This window comes from Thermostichus sp. OS-CIW-30 (genome assembly GCF_054060215.1).
Genome location: NZ_JBSSCZ010000011.1, coordinates 51,339 through 71,975 on the forward strand (window position 1 = coordinate 51,339; position 20,637 = coordinate 71,975).

Consider the following 20,637-nt stretch of genomic DNA (forward strand, 5'->3'; position numbering starts at 1 on the left):
GATGTTGCTAAAAAAAGCTGTAGCCTGCTGGATACCTGAAAATCTGTTCAAACAACCACCTGGGGCATCATTTGCTCAACCAACAGAAGCAGCGTGTTGGCAACAGAAGATGGCTCTTGAGCATTCAAAGTGGTGTGGGGAATCGCGCCATCTTGATTCCCCAAAATTAACAAAATGTCTTCTGGATCCCACGCATTGGGTTGATCGACGTGGGTGATCCCAATCACGCAGGGGGCACTTGTTCTCACCTTCATAAAAGATTGAATGGCTTGGGCATTGCGAAATTGACCCGGCAGGTGCGCGGGCACCAGGAGGACATAACCGTGAGCGCGCTTAATCAAAATATCCCACATAAAGTTAAAGCGAGACTGGCCGGGAGTACCGTAGAGATGCAGCCACATCTCTTCTTCCTCCTCTCCAATCCTCAAACGGCCAAAATCCATGCTTACCGTTGTGGTTTTCTTCAGTTCTGCCACCTCGTCTGTTGCTTTGCAATCGGTGTCTACTACCTCAATCTCGCTAATCGTGCGAATAAAGGTAGACTTTCCAGCTCCCACCGGCCCTGTTACAACAATTCGCAAGATATTTCCCATAAACTGGCCTCAGACTAAGCTCTAGCGACAAAGCTGAATAAAACTCGGGGGAGTGCACCGATGTGCCGCACGGGAGGTAAAGCTATCTCCAGGTTGCTTCTAAGATAATCTAAAAAAGATACCAACGCCAGCTCTGCTCCAGAGGGATCCCAGAAACTCAAGCACCTCAGCCCAAGAAGGTAGAGAAATTAAGCAAGTAGAGTAAGCAAGAGCCCACTCTAACTCAAACAACTCAAATTAAACTGTTGGCACCATTGGCAATTAACCGTTTGAATAAAGCCTCGCTCATGCCTGTTTCCTGTTGCATGGCGTTATAGGCCACCTCAAGGTAGGCTTGCTCAATAAAGGAGAGGTCAATCATACAGACCTTGCTCAAGCTGGTGCGCAACTGCTCAGGCTTGCCTTCTTTCACCAACCGCCGACTGACCTCCTGCACAACTGTGGCCATAGAAGGTACAACATGTTGGGGGCCGATGCCAACGCGCACATGAACTATGCCGATTTTCCAGCGGCGATCCGCATACTGGGGGCCCCAATTGTCCATGCCCGTAAACATTTCCTTGAACCAGTCGGCAAAGGTTTGGCCCAGCCGCTGCCGGTTGTGCTTGGCTATCACTGCCGCCATTTCGGCATCGCGATCCAGATAGCCGTAAAAGGCGTCTGACATTTCCGCCGCGATACTGCCGCCCCAGTCAGCACTTTGCTGCAAAACTTTCTTGTCATCATCTGTGAATTGCGTGCGCGAGATCAGGACTTGGAGCAGCTCAGAAGGTTTAATGGCCATACTTCCCTCAACGTCAGGACAGAATCAAAAACTTAGCCTCCACATTTGATTTTCTTACTTCATTGCCTCTGCAATGCTTGCCGCGACTCGCTTAATTTCCAAAAAAAGCAAGCCCTGCTTGACTTCATGGCTGGCAATTGTCAGCAAGACAGCATCGGGGCCACAACTGGTTAAAACCCCGTATCCTTTTTCCCCCTGTACAAAAACTCTCTCTATGGCTCCGCGCCCTAGCTCTCTCCCAATCCGTTCGCCCAAAGAAAGCATGGCAGCCGACATAGCAGAGGTTCTCTCTTCATCCATACCCACAGGCAATGTGGAAGCCAAAGGTAACCCGTCAGGGGTGACCACTGCTGCTCCCTGGACTTCTGGCGTATTGGCAACATAGCTCTGGAGGATCGCCTGCAAAGAGGACAGATTAGCCATCCTACATCTCCCTAATGTCCTTATGCTTTTACTTTTCGCGAATGCCCTTGAGGAGGGTGGCTAATCGACTGACCAGAGAAGGCTTGACGGGGCCGCCCTCATCCTGGAGACCAGGCACCCTTGCCCCCAGCCTCTCCCTCACCGGCTCGGGATTCACCTCCTCAGCAATCGACGGCAGTTCGGTGCTGGTACGCCAAAAGCAACTATCGGGTTCGGGCAGGTCTTTTTCGGGGCGTTGCTCCAGCTTGAGCTGCTGCAGGGCTTCCAGGACAGCAGCGGTGGCGCTTTTGCTGAGGCCAGTCATTTCTAGGTAGGGCATGGGCACGTTGGGCAGGAAGCTGAACTGGCCGGATTCGAGGGCGAAGAGGCTGTAGAGGCCGGTTTGCAGTTGATGGCGGAACAGCTTGGCCAGGGCTGCTGGGGTAATCAACCCTTGCCGCTGCAAGCAACGCCCCAGAGGCTCTTCCGAGCCGCAAAAGGAAGCCAGCTTCTCGACCACCCGATCGCTCACCAAGCAGGAATGGGCCAGCAAGCTCTCCAGGCGGTGTTCTTCTTGGGGGGGTAGGGCAGCAATGACCCGACCTTGGTAAAACCAGATCCTGTAGATGCCGCCGGGCGCCCAGATAGAGAGCTGTCCTGTTTTGCTGCCTCTCTCGATCAGTTGCAGCAGATCGGGCAAGGAAAATTCTTGGAGGTCTCCAACTATGGCCATAAGAACTCTCTATGAACCTCGCTTCGATGGAATGGGTGAAAAGCAATACTCAAACAACCCTGCAGACCCCCCCATTTTCGTACATGGCTTCTCAGGCAACAACCGTGTATCAACGACTACACTTATTGTAACTAGATACTTCGACCGTCCGCAATTGCACTTACGGTTTCAGAAAATCTGTCAAGGAATACAATTACTCAGCGATCCCAAGCCCCTTCTAGAAGGCTTGCAACCGCTTTTATTTTAGCTTTATGCCGCAATCATGTTGCTTCGTAAACATGGAGTTCCTGAATTTATTGTTCTTTGAAGGGAAAGAGAGAGAAAAGTTGCAGATTCTTCAATTTCTTTACGAAGCCAGAAAAGCCTAAATTATGTCTTAGGTTTGCTTCACTTTTCGCGAATGCCCTTGAGGAGGGTGGCTAATCGACTGACCAGAGAAGGCTTGACGGGGCCGCCCTCATCCTGGAGACCAGGCACCCTTGCCCCCAGCCTCTCCCTCACCGGCTCGGGATTCACCTCCTCAGCAATCGACTTGGACAGCTCCCAGTGACCAGACCGAGCCAGAACCGTTGGCCCCTCACAAGGGCTGATCAACCCCAGCTTGGCCAGACGGGCGCAGGCATAGCGCACCTCCAACAAGTCGGCCCCCAGGGCTTGAGCCAAAGCCGTCAGCTTGCGGGAAGGCGACACCTGCTCCAGGATCCCCCACTCCAGCGCAGAAAGTTTGAACAGAGGCAGTTCGGTGCTGGTACGCCAAAAGCAACTATCGGGTTCGGGCAGGTCTTTTTCGGGGCGTTGCTCCAGCTTGAGCTGCTGCAGGGCTTCCAGGACGGCAGCGGTGGCGCCTTTGCTCAGGCCGGTCATTTCTCGGTAGGGCATGGGCACGTTGGGCAGGAAGCTGAACTGGCCGGATTCGAGGGCGAAGAGGCTGTAGAGGCCGGTTTGCAGTTGATGGCAGAAGAGCTTGGCCAGGGCTGCTGGGGTAATCAACCCCTGTCGCTGCAAATAACGCCCCAGAGGCTCGTTTAGGGGGTGAGGGCAAGCTGAGCGAGTTGAGGCGGCAACTTCCTGCTCGCACGCCAATCTGGGGTCAGCCAGCAAATTCTCGAGTTGAGGCGGCAACTTCCTGCTCGCACGCCAATCTGGGGTCAGCCAGCAAATTCTCAAGACTATGCTCTGGTTGGGGCGGTATGGCCGTAACCACTCGACCTTGATAAAACCAGATCCGGTAAATACCATTGGGAGCCCAAATGGACAGTTGGCCTGTTTTCCTGCCCCTTTCTATGAGATGTAACAAATCGCATAGGGAAAACTCCTGAAGGTCACCCACCATGGCCATAGTTCTGTCCTCTCCTGTGCTTTCTTCGACGACCAACTTTCTCAGTAATTGTACGGTTTTCCTTTTGCTAAGGAAGTAACTGAGTGCGAGAGCCTTTGAGTTAAATTGGCTCAATTCTACACTCGGGGTTACAAAAATTCAAGGATAGTTAACATTGTCAGGCAAACTCGATCGAAATGGACGAAGCTCCCCTTAAGATTTGGCAAAGATATGTAGGGGATTCAGTGAAACTTCTGAAATAGCAATGAACTGTGACAGAAGATTTGCAGGTTTTGATGATTCTTAGCGCGAGTTGTAAGGGGATCCACTGAATACAAGAGTTCGCCTCAAAAGGAGTGAATTGAGGATTACACTGAGGGAACTCAAGGCCATGAGACCCCCAGCGATTGCCGGGCTAAGCCCAATGCCAAAGGGGGGTAGGAGCACGCCTGCTGCCACCGGGATCCCTACCAGGTTGTAGCCGACAGCCCAGAGGAGATTTTGCTGGATCTTGCGGAAGGTGGCGCGGCTGAGGCGGATAGCTTCCACCACATCCCAGAGGCGGTTGCGCATGAGGATGATATCGGCGGTTTCTAAGGCCGCATCAGTGGCTGAGTGCAGGGCGATGCCCACATCGGCTTGGGCCAAAGCCGGAGCGTCGTTAATGCCATCTCCCACCATGGCAACTCTCTGGCCTTGGGTCTGCAGGTCGCGGATGACTTGAGCTTTGTCTGCCGGGTGAACCTCGGCGATAACGCGGATCCCGGGCACTTGCAGAGCTTCGGCTACCTGCTTGGCCACCTCAGCCCGATCGCCAGTAAGCAGCATCACCTGCAAGCCCATCTTTTGCAGTTGTCGCAGTGTTGCCTGCGCATCAGGCCGCAAGGGATCCTGTGCTGCCAGCAGCCCCACCAGGGATCCCTCTACAGCCACGCCCACCACCGTTTTGCCGGCTGCCAGTAGCGCCTCGGCCTGGGCCTGGGTCTCCTGGGACAGCGGGATCCCCAAAGCAGCCAGACCATCCAGGGATCCCAACACCACTTCCTGCCCTTCCACTTGGGCGGCGACTCCTATCCCCGGTTGGGTTTGAAACTCGCCGGCGGAGAGCAACGGCAAACCCTGGGTGCGGGCGGCTTGCAAAATGGCTTGCGCCAGCGGATGGCGAGTGCCGCTTTCCACTGTGGCCGCCAGTTGGAGCAGGCGATTGGAATCTAGGGAGGGGTCAAGGCTGAGACAGTCCGTCAGGTGGGGATCCCCTTGGGTGAGGGTGCCGGTTTTGTCGAAGACCACCGTTTGCAAGCGATGGGCTTTCTCCAGAACATCTCCCCCTCGGATGAGCAAGCCCCGCTCGGCTCCCAAGCCAGTACCCACCAGGATGGCCATCGGCGTAGCCAACCCCAAAGCACAGGGGCAGGCCACCACCAAAACGGCAATGGCCATCTTGAGGCTGCTGAGCAGAGGTGTGGGGTGAGGGGGATGGTCGCTCAGATGCAGATGGGAGTGCAGGCTGAACCCCTCCAGGACAAAGTGCTCCGCACCGTCGCTCCCCCAGAGTGGGATCCCAACCCAGTACCAGAACCCAAAGGTGAGAATGGCCAGCGTGACCACCCCATAGGTGAAGTAGCCCGCCACCTGGTCGGCTATCCCTTGGATGGGGGCCTTGCGAGCTTGGGCCTCTTCCACCAGGCGAATGACCTGGGCCAAGGTGGTGTCTTTCCCGGTGCGCGTCGCTCGGCACAGCAGCAACCCCGATTGGTTCAGCGTTCCCGCCACCACGGGATCCCCCGCTTGTTTCAGCACCGGCAAGGGTTCCCCTGTCAGCATCCCCTCGTTGACCGTGGCCTGGCCGGCAATGACTTCTCCATCCACCGGGATCTGTTCGCCGGCCCGCACTTGGAGCCAATCCCCCACTCGCACCTGTTCGACAGGGCACCATTCTCCGGTTTGGGATCCCAGATCCAGGTTCCCCTCTGGGCTGGAAGCCAGAGATCCCGCCTTCTCTGCAGGCTGAACCCGCCGAGCCAAACTGGGACACAAGCTCACCAGCGATTGCAGGCTGCTGGCCGCCCGCAGGCGGCTGTGCTGTTCCAAGGCCCGTCCCAACAGGATGAAGCTGAGCATCATGACGGGCTCGTCGAAAAAGCACTCCCAGCCCACCTGAGGGGCCAACAACCCCGCCAGACTGGCCAGGTAGGCCGATCCGGATCCCAAGGTAACCAAGGTGTTCATGTTGGGGGCCAGCCGCCGCGCCCCTCTCCAACCATCCAGGACAATGCCGCGAGCTGGGCCGACAAAAGTCAAGGTCGCCAAGCCCCAGTGCAGCCAGACATCATTAAGGAGGGGCAAGCCCAGACGGGCGAAGAGATCCAAGTGTCCGGCGGCAGAAATCAGCAGCAAAAAAGCGGCGGTGAGCGCTTGGCGAATGTGGTGTCGGGTCTGCTGTCGCTGCCGAGAGAGGGGATCCGCAGGCACATCCAAGGCTTCTTCCCACCCACCGGGAGGGGAAGAGGGATCTTGAGAGTGCTCCGCACCGCTGACGGGAACCGAACTCCCGCCGGAGAGGGCCTCACCCTCTGGACTGTGACGGCTGGGGAACCCTGCCTCTGTCAAAATCTGGGCCAGGTGCTCTGGGTCGGGCCGGAGTCCAGGGGCAAATTCCACAAGGGCCGACTCGGTAACCAGGTTAACGCTGGCCTTGACCACCCCCGGCTGTCTCAGTAGAGCCTGCTCGACAGTGCGGACGCAGCCGGCACAACTCATGCCCCCCACGTGGAGAATCAGGGATCCCGCCTGAGAAGGCGCTGTGGGCCCATTCTGGTCAGCCGGATCCCTTGGCCTGTCTGCTTTATGGGTCAAAGTGCTCCGCACTGCTGACGCGAATGCATCTGGGATGGCCATCTTTGTTCTCCCGTGGTTAACAGACTCCTGGCCCTACTGGCTGCGGTAGGACAGAGCTCTAAATCTCATTTTTTGCCAAACTCAGTTCCAGGATCCCGGCAATCTGGGCAAGGGTACGGGTTAGGCAGCGCGAGCAGCTGGGGACATAAAGCTGGGGGGAATGGACTCGGGAACATACCTTTGCAAAATATCCTCGATGGTCTGCATCGCTTCCGCATCCAACGACCAGCCCCAAAGGCCGGATATCGCTTCCAGATGATGGGGTTTGCGCGCCCCCCACAGTGCCACACTCACGCCTGGTTGATCCAGCAGCCAGCGCACCGCCAACTGAGCCAAGGTCTTGCCATAGCGATCCTGAGCAAACTGGCTCAATGCCTCTGCCGCCTTTAGGTACTGGGAGTAGCGCGGTTCAACAAACTTGGGGTCGATCCCGGCGCGCATGTCCCCTGGGGGGAAGGTGGTTTGCGGCGTCATCCGTCCGCTCAGCAGACCTCGGCAGAGGGGACTGTACACCAAAGTGTGAATGCCGTGCTCTCGACAGTAGGGCAAGACCTCTGCTTCAATCTGCCGCTCGAACAGGTTGTAGGGGGGCTGGGCGGTGTGCAGAGGAGCCACCTGGCGAAACCGATCCATCTGTTCGGGGGAAAAGTTGCTGACCCCAATGGCGCGGATCTTGCCCTGCTGCAGCAACTGCCCCAGAAACGCCGCCGTTTCTTCGATCGGTTCCAAGGGATCCGGCCAATGAATTTGGTAGAGATCGATCACATCTGTTTGCAAGCGGCGCAGAGAATCCTCCAGTTCTTGGGCCAAGCGAGGCAGGCTGGAGTTGCGCACCACTTTGTTGTTTGTCCACTCCAGTCCCGCTTTGGTGGCGAGAACCACCCGATCGCGGCAACCTGAGTCTTTGATCGCTTGCCCCAGCACTTCCTCCGAAACACCCAGTCCGTAGATGGGAGCGGTGTCGAAGGTGGTTATGCCCAAATCAATGGCTTTGCGAATCGTGGTGTAAGATTCCTGGCGGTCGGAAGGGCCCCACCAGCCGCCGCCCATCGCCCAAGTGCCCAGGCCCACCCGGCTCAACCTTAGCCCTGCATCTGCGAGGGTGACGAACTCCATGGCTGCTCCTGCTGAACCCCGATCCTCCCACTGTGGCCAGGGATCCTCTCCAAAAATCTAGCAGACATTGCTGACAGCAGCCGAGGTTGCGTGAACGACCCAAGCCTGTGACCGGGGTTGGAAGGAGAGGAGAGGCTTTTGACTCTGCTGTTGTAAGGAACTGAATCGATAGGATCCCATTCAAGAGCTGCAGCGTCTCTCAACCCAGAACTTTTGCGAGGAATGGCTCCATGAAGCCCACTTTTCTTGTCTCTACTGTCAGCTCCGTCGGTATGGCTCTCCTGTGGGGATCCCTTCTGGCTGGAAGGGCTGCCCAAGCGCAGGTGATCACCCCTCTTTTCCCCTCTGGAACTCCCATCCCCGTCGAACCCTTGCCCCCCAGTCCCGATATTCCCACCCTGCCCATTGTGCCGGATCCCCGGCCTGTGCCGGCAACCCCCGCTCCCCAGCGACCGCTGCCCAGGGGGAGTTTTGAGGAGATCAGCCGCTACTTCCGCGATCTCAACCGCGCCAAAAACCTGGCCCGCCAAGCTGCCGAGATTGCCAATGGGGGCCTACAACGCTATCGCGCCGAAGCTTCCATGCACGGGGCAGCCATTGACTCGCCGTTTGAAGAGTTTGAAGACGCCTGGATCTTCACCTTCCGGGGGGGAGAGCCCGGCTTCGTCCAGCCCAGCATTGAAACCCAGGTGCGGGTGGACAGGCGCACCTTTCAAACCACCATCCTCTACAACGGCCCCATCCGCTCTCTGCGCTAAGGGATCCCTGGCATAATCAAAAGGCAAAAGGGAAGGGATCCAGGCCATGACCAAGTTTGTCTTCGTCACCGGTGGAGTGGTCTCCAGCATCGGCAAAGGCATTGTAGCGGCCAGCTTGGGTCGCCTCCTCAAATCCCGCAACTACACGGTGTCGATTTTGAAGCTGGATCCCTATATCAATGTGGATCCCGGCACCATGAGTCCCTACCAGCATGGAGAAGTGTTCGTCACCGACGACGGCGCCGAGACCGACCTGGACTTGGGCCACTACGAGCGCTTCACCGACACCAACATGTCTAAGCTCAACAACGTCACCACCGGCTCCATCTACCAGGCCGTGATCCACAAAGAGCGGCGCGGCGATTACCAGGGCAGCACGGTGCAGGTGATCCCCCACGTTACCCAAGAGATCAAAGAGCGGATCCGGCGGGTGGCCCGCGAGACCAACCCCGACGTGGTGCTGGTGGAGGTGGGGGGCACGGTGGGGGATATCGAGTCTTTGCCCTTTTTGGAGGCCATCCGCCAATTTCGCAAGGATGTGGGCCGGGCCAACGTGGCCTATGTGCATGTTACCCTGGTGCCTTTGATCAAGGCGGCAGGGGAGATGAAAACCAAGCCTACCCAGCACTCGGTGAAGGAGCTGCGCTCCATTGGCATCCAGCCAGATGTGTTGGTGTGCCGCTGCGAACAGCCATTGCCCCGCAGCATCAAAGAGAAGATCTCCGAGTTTTGTGACGTGCCGGTAGAATGCGTCATCCAGGCGCAGGATGCCCCCAGCATCTACGACGTGCCTCTGGTGCTGGAGCAGGAGGGGTTGGCGCAGCGGGTTTTGGAGATCCTCAACTTGGATCCGCAGCAGCCAGATCTACGGGAGTGGGAGCTCCTGGTGCAGCGGCTGCACCACCCCCAAGAGCAGGTGGAGATTGCCATTGTCGGCAAATACGTGCGCCTTACGGATGCCTATCTTTCGGTGGCCGAGGCCCTGCGCCATGCCGGGTTGGCCCTCAATGCCGGCGTTACCTTGCGCTGGATCTCTTCTGAGGAAGTCGAGGAGCGGGGGCCGGAAGCCCTACTGGCTGGTGTGGATGGGGTAGTGGTGCCGGGGGGGTTTGGCAATCGCGGCATCGAGGGCAAGGTGGCTACCATCCGCTACGTGCGCGAGCAAGGCATTCCCTTCCTAGGGCTGTGTCTGGGCATGCAGTGCGTGGTGATCGACTGGGGATGTCACATTGCCCATCTGGAGCGGGCCAACAGCTACGAGTTTGACCCCGATACCCCCCACCCGGTGATCAGCCTCTTGCCGGAGCAGAAAGATGTGGAAGATCTGGGAGGAACCCTGCGGCTGGGCCTCTATCCCTGTCGCATCATGCCCAATACCCTAGCGGCCAAGCTCTACGGTGAGGCCATCATCTACGAGCGGCACCGCCATCGCTATGAGTTTAACAATGCCTACCGCAGCCTTTTTCTGGACTCTGGTTATATCATCAGCGGAGTCTCGCCGGATAACCGCTTGGTGGAGATTATCGAGCTGCCCAGCCACCCCTTTTTCATCGCCACCCAGTTCCATCCGGAGTTTCGCTCCCGCCCCAACCGCCCCCACCCCCTCTTTTTGGGGTTGATCGAAGCTGCCCTGCGCAGCCGCCCTCAGCCTCACCCCCTGCAGTTGCAGAAGATGGGCTAGTTGACAGATCCCTTGTCCAAAAGTGGGGGCACGCCTCTGGTCCTGGTTCTGCAGAGCTTTGCTGAACATAAACTGCTGCGGAATCCTGGGTTTCGCCTGTGGAGCAGCCGTGGCCTACTGCCTAAAACGAGGTCATCCAGTCCGCCAAAATTTCCTGTCGGCGTGGATGGCGCAGTTTGCGCATAGCTCGTGCTTGAATTTGTCGGACGCGCTCTCGAGACAGGCCGAAGAGCTGACCAATTTCGGAGAGAGTGTGTAGGTGGCCATCTTTCAGCCCATAGCGGAGCTTGAGGATTTCTTGCTCTCGGGGGCTGAGCTGCTCCAGCATTTCTTCCAGTTGGGCAGACAGCAGGTGCAAGTCCATTTGGGATTCGGGAGTGAGGCTGTTGGCGTCCTCGATAAGCTGCATCAGCTCCCTATCCTCCTCTTTGCCAACTGGAGTATGTAGCGAAAGGGTTTGGCGACCGGCTTCCAAGAGGGTTAAGAGAGCGTCCAGCTTGTCGGGGGAAATCTCCAGAGCTTCGGCAATTTCCGCTTGGGTGGGGCGACGGTTTAGGGTCTCGGTCAGCTCCCGCCGGATCCGCTTCACCTGGTTGAGCTTTTCTACCATATGCACCGGGATCCGCACCAGGCGCCCCTGATTGGCAACGGCGCGGGTGATCCCTTGGCGAATCCACCAGTAGGCGTAGGTGGAAAACTTGTAGCCGCGTTCGTACTCAAATTTTTCTGCGGCTCGGATCAGGCCAATGGTGCCTTCTTGAATCAGATCCAGAAACGGCACACCGCGATTTAAGTACTTTTTGGCAATCGAGACCACCAGGCGCAGGTTGGCCCTAACCAATTCCCGTTTCGCCCGTTCCCCGGCGGCTCCCCCCTCTGCAATCAGCCGTCCCAATTTCACTTCCTGCTCGGCATTGAGGAGTGGGTAGCGAGCCATTTCCCGCAAAAATACGCCCACTGAGTCTTCCGAAAGCGAGGCTTGGGTCGCTCGGTTGCCGGGTTTGCTGAGCCGTACCTCAACCCGCTTCAGTGGAGGAGGAGAGTTCTGAACAGCTACATTCGTCCCATTTGGTTGAGATTTCATACAAACTCAAGCTCAAGTTCACAAGCGAGTGTTAAGAACTTTACTCAGTACAGGATGGAGGCGGCTAACCTTTCAGCAAACCCAACTTCCTTCAGGGATCCCTGCAGACACAGGGCAGAGATCTCGCCGGATTTCAAGAGGCTACTCGGTTTCTCTTCTCAGAAGGTTCAGAATTTAGCTTTTGCTAAGGTGGGGCGCAGGCCAAGCACCCCCGTGATGGTAACGGTCAGCATCCGGTAGGATTGTTAAACTGACTACAGAGTTGACCTTGTTTTGCAGTGCACCATGCCACGCCAACGGAAGAAATCGGATTTGCCCAGCAAAATTTGTCTCACCTGTCAGCGACCCTTCACCTGGCGCAAAAAGTGGGCCGACTGTTGGTCGGAGGTGAAATACTGTTCTGAGCGGTGTCGCAATCATCGCCCCAAGGGATCCCTGCCTGCTTCCCGGCAAGACGGTTGGGACGGATAATGTTGTCTCAGGATCAGGACATAAGGGTTTGGATCTGTCGGGGTTGGCGATGCGGTTTCTCAAGTGGCTGTTGCACAATCCCCACGAGACAGAAGAGGAGGATCCCTTTTTGCGGGCCATCACCCGCCTGGAAAGCCTGATCTCGAAGCTGCTTTCAATTTTGATGATCGGGCTAATCGTAGTAGCAGTGGTGGACTTGGCCCGGTTCTTGGTGGCAGATTTGTTGATGGAGCCAACTGGGTTTTTCTCCACCACTTTGATCGAGATCTTCGGCCTCTTTTTAAATATTCTGATTGCGCTGGAAATTCTGGAGAACATTACCGCCTACTTGCAAAAGCAGGTGGTGCAGGTGGAGCTGGTGATCGTCACCTCTTTGATTGCGGTGGCCCGCAAGATCATCATTTTTGATTTCGAGAAGCTGGGGGGGTTGGAGCTCATTGGCTTGGGGGCAGCGACGTTGGCCCTCTCGGTGAGTTATTGGCTGGTGCGGCGAGCCAAGCCTCCATCCAAGTCCGGGGAAAATTAGGCTAGGACAGAATCCTGGTACGATGGGGATGGAGCTTTCCTGCAAGAATTGTGCGTGCGCGATCTAAGTTGGCCAGCCTGGTGAAGTTAGCTGTGCTGATGGTGGTGCTTTGGGTGGGGCTGAGTGCTCTCCCTGTCTTGGCCCGCCCGCATTCTTCTCGCGATTTGCTCCTGGCACAACACTTGGGCAAACCCGTGAAAACCTACAACAATCCCCCCCCGATGGTGATCGACCCGGCCAAGTCCTACACGGCCACGATGGAGACCACCGCCGGCACAATGGTTCTGGAGCTGTTCCCGCAAGAAGCTCCCCTCGCCGTCAACAATTTCGTCTTTTTGGCCAACGACCACTTCTACGATGGTGTCATCTTTCACCGCGTGATTCGGGGCTTCATGATCCAAGGTGGGGATCCCACGGGTACAGGGCGGGGTGGGCCGGGGTACCGCTTTCCCGATGAGCCGGTGCAACGTCCCTACAGCCGTGGCACTTTGGCGATGGCCAACGCCGGCCCCAACACCAACGGCAGCCAGTTCTTCATCATGCATGCCGACTACCCGCTGCCGCCCAACTACACGATCTTCGGGCAATTGATCGAGGGAGAGGATGTGTTGGATAAAATTGCAACGGCTCCCACGGGCCCCCAGGATCGCCCGCTGAATCCAGTGGAGATCCAGTCCGTTCGTATCTCGGAATCCAATTAGGTTGGGCCACTCCGGTGGAACAGTTTGGTTAAATTAACTTGGCCTCTGGCCCCATTTTTGCAACTTGCCCTCAGGGGGACTCAGGTATGGAGTTCGCTAGGCCCCGGCGAATGTCCCCCCGCATTCTGGTTCTGGATTTTGATGGTGTGCTCTGCGATGGGCGGGCGGAGTATTTTGCCTCTTCCTGCCGCGTTTGTGCTCAGGTGTGGGGCTTGGCTCCTGCTCAGCTAGAGCCGCTGCGTCCTGCTTTTGACCGTCTGCGCCCGCTGATTGAGACCGGCTGGGAGATGCCTCTGTTGTTGTGGGGGCTACAGGAAGGGATCCGGGAGGAAGACTTGCGCCAAGACTGGCCCAGCTGGCGGCAGCGGTTGTTGCAGCAGTCAGGGATCCCTGCCCTCTCTCTAATCCAAGCGTTGGATCGGGTGCGGGATCGCTGGATTGCAGAGGATCTGCAGGGGTGGCTGGGGCTGCACCGGTTTTATCCGGGGGTGGCGGCCTGGATGCGCCAGCTTCAGGCTGCCGGGGAGCCGCGCTTGGCCATCCTCAGCACCAAAGAGGGACGGTTCATCCAGCAGCTCTTGGGCCGAGCAGGGATCCAACTGCCGCGCCACCGCATTCTGGGCAAGGAAGTGCGCGCCCCCAAGGCCACCACTTTACAGCGGCTACTGGCTGCCGCCCAACTGCCGGCTGAGGAGCTGTGGTTTGTGGAGGATCGCCTGCAAACGCTGCGCCAGGTGCAGAGGGTGCCGGAGCTGGAGCAGGTTCTCTTGTTTTTGGCCGACTGGGGCTACAACCTACCAGAGGAAAGGGAAGAGGCCGCTCGGGATCCCCGTCTCCATTTGCTCAGCCTGGAACAGCTTTGTCAGCCCTTTGACCGTTGGATTGCTTCTCCTCCCCCGCCGCGCTTTTCTATCAGTCCCGCCAGCTGGGAAGACTTGAGCCAGACTCGGCCCACCCCTGGCCGGAAACGCCCGGAAGCTGGTTTGGCCTCTCTGGTGCTGACCTTGGTGGAGCTGTTGCGGCAGTTGATGGAGGCGCAGGTGGTGCGGCAAATGGAGGCTGAGCGCCTTTCTGCAGAGCAGATTGAGCGGGCCGGCAGCAGCCTACAAGCCTTGCGGGAGCAAATTCGACAAATCTGCAGCCTGTTGGAGATCGACCCAGCGGATTTGAACCTGGAGCTCGGAGATCTGGGCACCCTCCTGCCCCGCCAGGGGGACTACTACCCCGGACAACCCCACCGCGAGGGATCCGTGCTGGAACTGTTGGATCGGCTGATCCACACCGGCATCGTCATCGATGGGGAGATCGACCTGGGGCTGGCGGACTTGGATCTGATCCACGCCCGCCTGAAGTTGGTGCTTACCTCCAGCGCCAAGCTCTACTGAGCCTGTAGATTGAGAGCGCTGATGGAGACGATTGGGAGAAGAGATGCCTGAAGCGGGGAGAGAGACCAGAAATCGCGGTATGCTGGCTGTGGATCCCCTTAATCTCTCTTCATAGTCTTCTCCTATGGATGTCTTTGCCCCAACCGGAAACCTGTATGCCGGTGCCATTTGGCCAGAAGTGGTGGTTACCCTCACCCTCTTGCTCGTCTTGGTGGTGGATTTGGTCGGTGGTTCGGCGGCGCGCAAAAGTCTTCCAGCCCTCTCCATCTTTGGCTTGATCGGGGCCTTGGTGACCTTGGTGTTGCAGTGGCAGCAGCCCCAGTTGGAGAGCTTCTTGGGCAGCTTTGCGGCGGATCCCGTCAGCATTCTCTTCCGTGGCCTGGTGGTGGGGACGGCGGTGCTGACGGTGATGATGGCAGAACGCTACATCGCCCAGTCGGGAGCCCCCACAGGCGAGTTTTATGTGTTGCTGCTCACGGCCACCTTGGGGGGCATGTTCCTCTCCGGGGCGACGGACTTGATCCTAGTGTTTGTATCTCTGGAAACCCTGGGCATCGCCAGCTACCTGATGGCCGGCTATACCAAGCGGGATCCGCGTTCTTCGGAGGCAGCCCTGAAATATCTCTTGATCGGGGCCAGCAGCACGGCCATTTTTCTCTACGGTATGTCGCTGCTCTACGGCCTTTCGGGTGGGCAAACGAAGCTGGAAGCCATTGCCTCCTCTATGGGGGATGCCGGCTTAGCAGGGATCATCGCTTTGGTCCTCTGCATTGGTGGTATCGGGTTTAAGTTGGCGGCAGTGCCCTTTCACCAGTGGACTCCTGATGTCTACGAGGGATCCCCAACGCCGGTGGTGGCCTTTTTGTCGGTGGGATCCAAAGCGGCAGGCTTTGCCTTGGCGGTGCGCTTTCTGGCCACCGTGTTTCCGGCCATGACGGAAGAGTGGCGGGCGGTGCTCTCGGTGCTGGCCATTTTGACCATGGTGCTGGGGAATGTGGTGGCCATTGCCCAAACCCGCCTCAAACGGCTACTGGCCTATTCCTCGATTGGGCAAGCGGGCTTCGTCATGATTGGTCTGGTGGTGGGCACAGAAGCAGGCTACGCCAGCTTGATCTTCTATCTGCTGGTCTACCTGGTCATGAACCTGGGGGCCTTCTTGTGCATTACCCTGTTCAGCCTGAAAACCGGTACCGACGAAATTAACGAGTACAGCGGCCTTTACCAGAAGGATCCCTTCCTCACCCTGTGCTTGAGCATTTGTTTGCTTTCGTTGGGTGGGTTGCCGCCTCTGGCGGGCTTCTTCGGCAAGTTGTACCTGTTCTGGGCCGGTTGGCAGGCGGGGGCCTATACCCTGGTGTTGGTGGGGTTGGTCACCAGTGTTATCTCCATTTACTACTACGTGCGGGTGGTGAAAACGATTGTGGTGAAAGAGCCGCAAGAGATGTCGGTTTCGGTGCAAAATTACCCCGAGACCAACTGGCAGGCAGAAGGTATGCCTGCTCTGCGGGTCGGTATGGTGTTGACTCTGGTGGCCACCATCTTTGCCGGGATTCTCTCCAACCCCTTGTTTACCTTGTCCATCCAGGCGGTGGAGCAAAGCCCGTTCTTAGGGTTCCCGACAGCACAAGCGCCCATTCCAGAGTCGGCGAGTCTTCAGGTGGCAGTCGATGGATCTTTGGGTTCATTGACTCAGCCCAGCCAAGGGTAGTCTGTAGTTTTTCAGGGATCCACCAAGCTGACCACAATGCGTCGGTTTTGCTTGCCTTTGCTTTCGATCTTGCTCACCACCAACTTGCCAATTTCTCCTGTCGCCCGTACATGAGTGCCGCCGCAGGGTTGCAAGTCCACATTCTCAATTTCCAGCAAGCGCACTTGCCCCTGTCCGGTGGGGGGCTTGACCGACATGGTGCGCACCAGGCTGGGATTGGCTTTTAGTTCTTCATCGCTAACCCAGCGGGGGTTCACGGCGTGGTTACCTTGTACCAAAGCATTGAGACGCACCCGTCAGGGTTTCTTTGTCGGGTTTTTCTCCAGGGATGTTAAAGTCCAATCGGCTTTTGCTTTCACCCACCTGACCCCCCGTAACGCCACCTTCTACCACTGCACAGAGCAGGTGTAGAGCCGTATGCATGCGCATGTGCCGATAGCGACGTTCCCAGTCGATGCTGGCGCTGACTGACTCCCCCAGACTGAGGGGTGGGGATCCCTCTGCCGGGATGTGGAGGATGCCCGTTTCCCCCTTTTGGGTATCGACAATCGGGATGACACGACCGTCCGATGTAATCAGGAATCCCGTATCGCCGGGTTGTCCACCGCCGGTGGGATAGAATACCGTCCGATCCAACTGGATCCCGTTATCCACAAGGGCAATTACCCGAGCCTGGCAGGTGGTGAGATAGGCCTCCGCCCGAAACAGTTCTTCCGTCATGAGTCATACAGTTGTGCTGTTGCAAACTGCCCTTCACCGTAGCCTATCCGGATCCCTGGGCTAAGTCAGGGCTTGCCGGGCCTTGGCGGAGATCCACTCGCTGATGAACACAGAAACGAAGATCACAAGCAGGATCATGCTCACCTGATTCCAGCGCAGGGTGTTGATGGAAGCATCTAGCTGTAGGCCAATTCCACCGGCACCGACCAATCCAACCACCGTAGACTCTCGCAAATTGATATCCCAACGGTAAATTGTTACCCCGAGGATGTTGGTGATCACCTGCGGCCAAATGGCATAGCTCAGTACCTGGGCACCGCTAGCCCCCGTGGAACGGATCGCTTCTACTGGTTCTTCGTTAATCTCTTCGATGCCTTCATAGATCAGCTTGCCCATAAATCCGACAGAGCGTAGGGCAATGGCTAAGGTTCCGGACAAGACCCCTGGCCCAAGAACAACCACCAGGATCAAAGCCCAAATCAGGGAGTTAACCGAACGGGTGCCGACGATGATGAACAGGGCGATGTAGCGCACCAGCAAATTGGGAGTGGTGTTGCGGGCTGCCAAAAAGGCCACCGGCACCGAAATCACAAAGGAAAGGGCCGTACCCAATGTGGCAATGGTGAGGGTATCCCAAAGGGGGCGCCAAAGCTGTGACATGTAGTCCCAACGGGGCGGTACCCCCCGCGAGAGCATTTCTCTTCCCTGGCGCGGTGCATCCAGCACAAAGCCCCAGGTGGTACGGTCTGCAATGAACTTAGCGCAGGCAAACATCAGTAACAGCAGAGCCAACCAGAAGGCATACTCAAGCAAAGTTTGCTTTTGATTGCGCCACTGCCAGGTCTTGATCCCACTGCTTTCCAGAACAGGCATTATTGCACCCTCTTGCGAATCCAACCAGAACTCAATTCCACCACCATCACCAGAGCGATAATCACAAGGATGATGGCAGAGGCCGTGTCATAGTCGTAGCGACGTAAGGAGGTGTTCAGGGTAGAGCCAATCCCACCGGCACCGACAATCCCCAGAATGGCCGCCTCCCGAATGTTGATGTCGAAACGATACAGAGTCAAGCCGATCATGCGGGGCAACACCTGCGGCACCACCGCGTAGCTGACCATTTGGAGCCAAGAAGCCCCCGTGGAGCGAATCGCCTCCACCTGTACTGCATCAATTTCTTCGATGTCTTCTGCCAAAAGCTTGCTGAAAAAACCCAAACTCCCAAAGGTGAGGGTGAGCACTCCAGCAAAAGGCCCAAAGCCAAACATGACCACAAACAAAATGGCGATGATCACCTCTTGGAAGGTGCGCGACAGGGCAATCAGGCCACGACAAACCAGGTAGACCGGCATTGGCACCAAGTTGCGTGCGGCCCCAAACCCCACCGGAACCGCGACAATAAATCCTGCCACGGTGGAAATGGCGGCCATGGTCACACTTTCCAGCATCCCGGTGACAATCAAGTTGCCGCGGGTGGTGAAATCGGGATGCAAAAAGGCCAACAAGAGACGGCCACTACGCTGCATACCGCGGGCTACCCGGGCTGGATCGAAATTGAGAGTAGAAAGCGCAAAGATCAGGTAAATGACCGCCCCAAGAATCAGTCCCCAGCGAACCCAAGGATTTTTAATCAAAGGTGGTGGCGACCATTGGCGCCCGCTCAGTGTCGTTGCCTGTGCCATGGGTGTGCTCCGCACTACTGACTTCTATTGACTTCTACTGACTTCTGCAAGGGATCCCTTAGTGGGTGGCTACTCCAGCCGAGACGGCTTCGTTTTCTTCGGAGTCTTGGGCTGGGCCAGAAGCATTCCAATCTTCTTCGCCGTAGATTTCGTTTAAGACGCTGGGGGTGAGGCGATTGGGGGGGCCATCATACACCACTTCCCCAAACCGCAAACCGACGATCCGCTGGGCAAACATTTGCGCTAGAGGCACATCGTGAATGTTGATGATCACCGATAGGCCCCGCTCTGAAGCCAGCTCGTTGATCAGGCGCATAATTTGGCGGGAGGTTTTCGGGTCCAAACTGGCGGTCGGTTCATCCACCAATAGCAGCTCTGGGTTTTGCAGGAGAGCCCGGGCGATTCCCACCCGTTGCCGTTGCCCCCCAGACAAAGCATCTGCCCGCTTATCGGGAAAGTCCGACAATCCCACTCGATCCAGTAAGCGGAAGGCTTCGTCGATGGTGGCTTGGGGAAACTTGCGGAACCAGCTTTGCCAAAAATTGACGTAGCCCAACTGACCCGAAAGAACATTTTCCATCACGGTCAGGCGCTCCACGAGGGCATATTCCTGAAAGATCATGCCGATTTTGCGTCGTGCTTGCCGCAACTCCCGGGTGTTCAAGCGAGTGAGGTCGATTCCATTGAGCCAAATGCTGCCACTGGTCGGCTCCACCAAGCGGTTGATGCAACGGAGCAGCGTACTTTTCCCAGCACCCGAAGGACCAATCAAGGCCATCACCTGCCCATCGGGAACTTCTAAGGTCACCCCTTTCAGGGCCATATCGCCTGTGGGGTAACGTTTGCTGAGGGAGTCGATACGTAGCATCTTGATAACCTACTTGAAGTGGACATTTGCAATTGCGGGCCTTCTAGAACCAGATGTTTGCAATCTTGAGAGAATTTTGAAATCAGAAGGGATCCCCTATGGCTTGCCCTGAACAAGGGATCCCGATTCTGTTCAGCCCACCTATTGGGGAGGGGCATTTTCTTGAATCAGCCGGATCACTTCCCAATCTTTCTTGTAGGTGATGGGAGCAAAGGAAGCTCGGTCAAAGGCTTTTGCCAACTTAGTGCCTGCAAAGTCAAAGGTATAGAAGGCCTCGCGGATTTTCTCCTGCAGCTGTGGATCCAAATTGTGAGCATAGCCAAATGGGCCGCTGGGGAAAGTAGCCGATTTGTAGAGGGTACGAAACTGATCGCACTGCACTTGTCCGGCGATGCACATGCGGTTGAGCACATCGTTGGCAATGGGGGCCGCATCGTAGTCTCCGTTGAACACACCCAAAATGGAGTTTTCGTGCCCCCCAGAGAAAGTGGCTTCGTAGTCCACACCGTCCTTAAAGCCAGTTTCCGCCTCGATCAAAATACGGGCGCTGATGTAGCCGGAATTGGAGGAGGGCTGGGTGAAAGCAATGCGGCGGCCTTTGATGTCTTCTAGTTTTTCCAAGCCACTATCGATGCGAGTGATCACTTCCATTTCGTAGCCAAAGCTACCATCTTCCTTGGCAAAAACGGCGAAAGGCACAAAGCCTGCTTGGTTCACAGCGCGGGGGGTACAGCCGGTGCAGGTGCCCATGATGTGTAAACGTCCGGCCCGCATTGCCTCGGTTTGGGCGGCCTCGGAATCAACTGGCACAAATTGCACATCTTTACCGGTCACTTGCTTGAGGTAGTCGGTAAATTCCTGCCAGGTTTCTGAATAAACGGCGGGATCCTCGGAAGAAGTGTAGGAGATGAGCAAAGTGTCAGGATTGACAATTTGAGCGGGATCCGTCGGAGTATCCGCCACCAGATCCCCATCGGCATCACAATAGCGCTCATCCATGCCTGCCGGACGAGGGCAAGATTGAGCTTGAGCAGATTGATAACCCACTAGCACAGCAACCAAACCAGCCAGGGCAAGGCTTTTGGATAACAGACGAGCCACAGAGCAAAACGCCAACATTGCAAAAACCCCCGAATGCAAGATGAAGCAAACCGTTATCAGCTAAAAAACACAAAAGTGGGCGAGAAGATCCAGCTAATCAAGAGACTT

Annotated in this window: 20 protein-coding genes and 1 pseudogene; 7 read left to right on the forward strand and 14 right to left on the reverse strand. The window is 56.8% G+C overall.

Annotation, left to right across the window (positions count from 1 at the left end; genetic code table 11):
- Nucleotides 1-47: 47 nt before the first annotated feature.
- From ACVWZF_RS06360 to ACVWZF_RS06390, 7 genes and pseudogenes are all read right to left on the reverse strand, one after another.
- Nucleotides 48-593 (reverse strand): GTP-binding protein, encoded by a 546-nt coding sequence (locus ACVWZF_RS06360; protein WP_457411114.1) that lies wholly within the window; start codon nucleotides 591-593, stop codon nucleotides 48-50.
- 232 nt (nucleotides 594-825) lie between these two features.
- Nucleotides 826-1,377, reverse strand: coding sequence for a protoglobin domain-containing protein (locus ACVWZF_RS06365; RefSeq protein ID WP_457384339.1), 552 nt, complete (start codon nucleotides 1,375-1,377; stop codon nucleotides 826-828).
- A gap of 54 nt (nucleotides 1,378-1,431) precedes the next feature.
- On the reverse strand, nucleotides 1,432-1,800 hold the full coding sequence (locus ACVWZF_RS06370) for a roadblock/LC7 domain-containing protein (protein WP_011433098.1): 369 nt from the start codon (nucleotides 1,798-1,800) through the stop codon (nucleotides 1,432-1,434).
- A 28-nt stretch (nucleotides 1,801-1,828) separates the two neighbouring features.
- Nucleotides 1,829-2,512 carry a DUF4388 domain-containing protein gene (locus tag ACVWZF_RS06375; protein WP_457384340.1) on the reverse strand — a complete coding sequence of 228 codons (684 nt, stop codon included), beginning with the start codon at nucleotides 2,510-2,512 and terminating at the stop codon, nucleotides 1,829-1,831.
- 387 nt (nucleotides 2,513-2,899) lie between these two features.
- Nucleotides 2,900-3,851 (reverse strand): annotated as a pseudogene (locus tag ACVWZF_RS06380) (DUF4388 domain-containing protein).
- 282 nt (nucleotides 3,852-4,133) lie between these two features.
- Entirely contained in the window at nucleotides 4,134-6,728 is a 2,595-nt protein-coding gene (locus tag ACVWZF_RS06385) for a heavy metal translocating P-type ATPase (RefSeq protein WP_457411116.1), read from the reverse strand.
- A 120-nt stretch (nucleotides 6,729-6,848) separates the two neighbouring features.
- Nucleotides 6,849-7,844, reverse strand: coding sequence for an aldo/keto reductase (locus tag ACVWZF_RS06390; RefSeq protein WP_457411117.1), 996 nt, complete (start codon nucleotides 7,842-7,844; stop codon nucleotides 6,849-6,851).
- A gap of 230 nt (nucleotides 7,845-8,074) precedes the next feature.
- Here ACVWZF_RS06390 and ACVWZF_RS06395 point away from each other — a divergent pair, with 230 nt between their 5' ends.
- Nucleotides 8,075-8,602, forward strand: coding sequence for a hypothetical protein (locus ACVWZF_RS06395; protein WP_414329187.1), 528 nt, complete (start codon nucleotides 8,075-8,077; stop codon nucleotides 8,600-8,602).
- A gap of 46 nt (nucleotides 8,603-8,648) precedes the next feature.
- On the forward strand, nucleotides 8,649-10,283 hold the full coding sequence (locus ACVWZF_RS06400) for a CTP synthase (RefSeq protein WP_457411119.1): 1,635 nt from the start codon (nucleotides 8,649-8,651) through the stop codon (nucleotides 10,281-10,283).
- 121 nt (nucleotides 10,284-10,404) lie between these two features.
- Here ACVWZF_RS06400 and ACVWZF_RS06405 read toward each other — a convergent pair whose 3' ends face one another.
- A complete protein-coding gene (locus ACVWZF_RS06405; protein ID WP_011433091.1) occupies nucleotides 10,405-11,367 on the reverse strand; it encodes a sigma-70 family RNA polymerase sigma factor in 963 nt (320 codons plus the stop codon).
- A 285-nt stretch (nucleotides 11,368-11,652) separates the two neighbouring features.
- Here ACVWZF_RS06405 and ACVWZF_RS06410 point away from each other — a divergent pair, with 285 nt between their 5' ends.
- From ACVWZF_RS06410 to ACVWZF_RS06430, 5 genes are all read left to right on the forward strand, one after another.
- Entirely contained in the window at nucleotides 11,653-11,838 is a 186-nt protein-coding gene (locus tag ACVWZF_RS06410; protein ID WP_041437321.1) for a DUF2256 domain-containing protein, read from the forward strand.
- Between the two features lie 49 nt (nucleotides 11,839-11,887).
- Nucleotides 11,888-12,364 (forward strand): phosphate-starvation-inducible PsiE family protein, encoded by a 477-nt coding sequence (locus ACVWZF_RS06415; RefSeq protein ID WP_011433088.1) that lies wholly within the window; start codon nucleotides 11,888-11,890, stop codon nucleotides 12,362-12,364.
- Between the two features lie 221 nt (nucleotides 12,365-12,585).
- Complete coding sequence (locus tag ACVWZF_RS06420) at nucleotides 12,586-13,065, forward strand: peptidylprolyl isomerase (RefSeq protein ID WP_011433087.1); 480 nt, start codon at nucleotides 12,586-12,588, stop codon at nucleotides 13,063-13,065.
- A 110-nt stretch (nucleotides 13,066-13,175) separates the two neighbouring features.
- On the forward strand, nucleotides 13,176-14,450 hold the full coding sequence (gene gvpJ / locus ACVWZF_RS06425) for a gas vesicle protein GvpJ (protein ID WP_238376715.1): 1,275 nt from the start codon (nucleotides 13,176-13,178) through the stop codon (nucleotides 14,448-14,450).
- A gap of 124 nt (nucleotides 14,451-14,574) precedes the next feature.
- Entirely contained in the window at nucleotides 14,575-16,158 is a 1,584-nt protein-coding gene (locus ACVWZF_RS06430) for an NAD(P)H-quinone oxidoreductase subunit N (RefSeq protein WP_011433085.1), read from the forward strand.
- An 11-nt stretch (nucleotides 16,159-16,169) separates the two neighbouring features.
- On the opposite strand, the gene ACVWZF_RS06435 is transcribed toward ACVWZF_RS06430, so the two are convergent.
- The 6 genes from ACVWZF_RS06435 to phnD all read right to left on the reverse strand — a co-directional run bounded on the left by ACVWZF_RS06435 (nucleotide 16,170) and on the right by phnD (nucleotide 20,547).
- Nucleotides 16,170-16,415 (reverse strand): alanyl-tRNA editing protein, encoded by a 246-nt coding sequence (locus tag ACVWZF_RS06435; protein WP_202943694.1) that lies wholly within the window; start codon nucleotides 16,413-16,415, stop codon nucleotides 16,170-16,172.
- A 7-nt stretch (nucleotides 16,416-16,422) separates the two neighbouring features.
- A complete protein-coding gene (locus ACVWZF_RS06440; protein ID WP_202943693.1) occupies nucleotides 16,423-16,878 on the reverse strand; it encodes an alanyl-tRNA editing protein in 456 nt (151 codons plus the stop codon).
- A gap of 60 nt (nucleotides 16,879-16,938) precedes the next feature.
- Nucleotides 16,939-17,751, reverse strand: a complete 813-nt coding sequence (gene phnE / locus ACVWZF_RS06445) for a phosphonate ABC transporter, permease protein PhnE (protein WP_011433084.1) — start codon at nucleotides 17,749-17,751, stop codon at nucleotides 16,939-16,941.
- Nucleotides 17,751-18,560, reverse strand: a complete 810-nt coding sequence (phnE, locus tag ACVWZF_RS06450) for a phosphonate ABC transporter, permease protein PhnE (protein ID WP_011433083.1) — start codon at nucleotides 18,558-18,560, stop codon at nucleotides 17,751-17,753. The genes phnE (ACVWZF_RS06445) and phnE (ACVWZF_RS06450) overlap by 1 nt, the downstream gene beginning before the upstream one ends.
- 58 nt (nucleotides 18,561-18,618) lie before the next feature.
- Nucleotides 18,619-19,428 (reverse strand): phosphonate ABC transporter ATP-binding protein, encoded by an 810-nt coding sequence (gene phnC, locus ACVWZF_RS06455; RefSeq protein ID WP_011433082.1) that lies wholly within the window; start codon nucleotides 19,426-19,428, stop codon nucleotides 18,619-18,621.
- A 141-nt stretch (nucleotides 19,429-19,569) separates the two neighbouring features.
- Nucleotides 19,570-20,547 (reverse strand): phosphate/phosphite/phosphonate ABC transporter substrate-binding protein, encoded by a 978-nt coding sequence (gene phnD, locus ACVWZF_RS06460; protein ID WP_011433081.1) that lies wholly within the window; start codon nucleotides 20,545-20,547, stop codon nucleotides 19,570-19,572.
- Nucleotides 20,548-20,637 lie beyond the last annotated feature (90 nt).

What these genes read in the sequence shown, in the direction of transcription:
- ACVWZF_RS06360 (WP_457411114.1), bottom strand. Translation starts at nt 593, where the DNA reads ATGGGAAATATCTTGCGAATTGTTGTAACAGGGCCGGTGGGAGCTGGA.
- ACVWZF_RS06365 (WP_457384339.1), bottom strand. Translation starts at nt 1,377, where the DNA reads ATGGCCATTAAACCTTCTGAGCTGCTCCAAGTCCTGATCTCGCGCACG.
- ACVWZF_RS06370 (WP_011433098.1), bottom strand. Translation starts at nt 1,800, where the DNA reads ATGGCTAATCTGTCCTCTTTGCAGGCGATCCTCCAGAGCTATGTTGCC.
- ACVWZF_RS06375 (WP_457384340.1), bottom strand. Translation starts at nt 2,512, where the DNA reads ATGGCCATAGTTGGAGACCTCCAAGAATTTTCCTTGCCCGATCTGCTG.
- ACVWZF_RS06385 (WP_457411116.1), bottom strand. Translation starts at nt 6,728, where the DNA reads ATGGCCATCCCAGATGCATTCGCGTCAGCAGTGCGGAGCACTTTGACC.
- ACVWZF_RS06390 (WP_457411117.1), bottom strand. Translation starts at nt 7,844, where the DNA reads ATGGAGTTCGTCACCCTCGCAGATGCAGGGCTAAGGTTGAGCCGGGTG.
- ACVWZF_RS06395 (WP_414329187.1), top strand. Translation starts at nt 8,075, where the DNA reads ATGAAGCCCACTTTTCTTGTCTCTACTGTCAGCTCCGTCGGTATGGCT.
- ACVWZF_RS06400 (WP_457411119.1), top strand. Translation starts at nt 8,649, where the DNA reads ATGACCAAGTTTGTCTTCGTCACCGGTGGAGTGGTCTCCAGCATCGGC.
- ACVWZF_RS06405 (WP_011433091.1), bottom strand. Translation starts at nt 11,367, where the DNA reads ATGAAATCTCAACCAAATGGGACGAATGTAGCTGTTCAGAACTCTCCT.
- ACVWZF_RS06410 (WP_041437321.1), top strand. Translation starts at nt 11,653, where the DNA reads ATGCCACGCCAACGGAAGAAATCGGATTTGCCCAGCAAAATTTGTCTC.
- ACVWZF_RS06415 (WP_011433088.1), top strand. Translation starts at nt 11,888, where the DNA reads ATGCGGTTTCTCAAGTGGCTGTTGCACAATCCCCACGAGACAGAAGAG.
- ACVWZF_RS06420 (WP_011433087.1), top strand. Translation starts at nt 12,586, where the DNA reads ATGGTGATCGACCCGGCCAAGTCCTACACGGCCACGATGGAGACCACC.
- gvpJ (WP_238376715.1), top strand. Translation starts at nt 13,176, where the DNA reads ATGTCCCCCCGCATTCTGGTTCTGGATTTTGATGGTGTGCTCTGCGAT.
- ACVWZF_RS06430 (WP_011433085.1), top strand. Translation starts at nt 14,575, where the DNA reads ATGGATGTCTTTGCCCCAACCGGAAACCTGTATGCCGGTGCCATTTGG.
- ACVWZF_RS06440 (WP_202943693.1), bottom strand. Translation starts at nt 16,878, where the DNA reads ATGACGGAAGAACTGTTTCGGGCGGAGGCCTATCTCACCACCTGCCAG.
- phnE (WP_011433084.1), bottom strand. Translation starts at nt 17,751, where the DNA reads ATGCCTGTTCTGGAAAGCAGTGGGATCAAGACCTGGCAGTGGCGCAAT.
- phnE (WP_011433083.1), bottom strand. Translation starts at nt 18,560, where the DNA reads ATGGCACAGGCAACGACACTGAGCGGGCGCCAATGGTCGCCACCACCT.
- phnC (WP_011433082.1), bottom strand. Translation starts at nt 19,428, where the DNA reads ATGCTACGTATCGACTCCCTCAGCAAACGTTACCCCACAGGCGATATG.
- phnD (WP_011433081.1), bottom strand. Translation starts at nt 20,547, where the DNA reads ATGTTGGCGTTTTGCTCTGTGGCTCGTCTGTTATCCAAAAGCCTTGCC.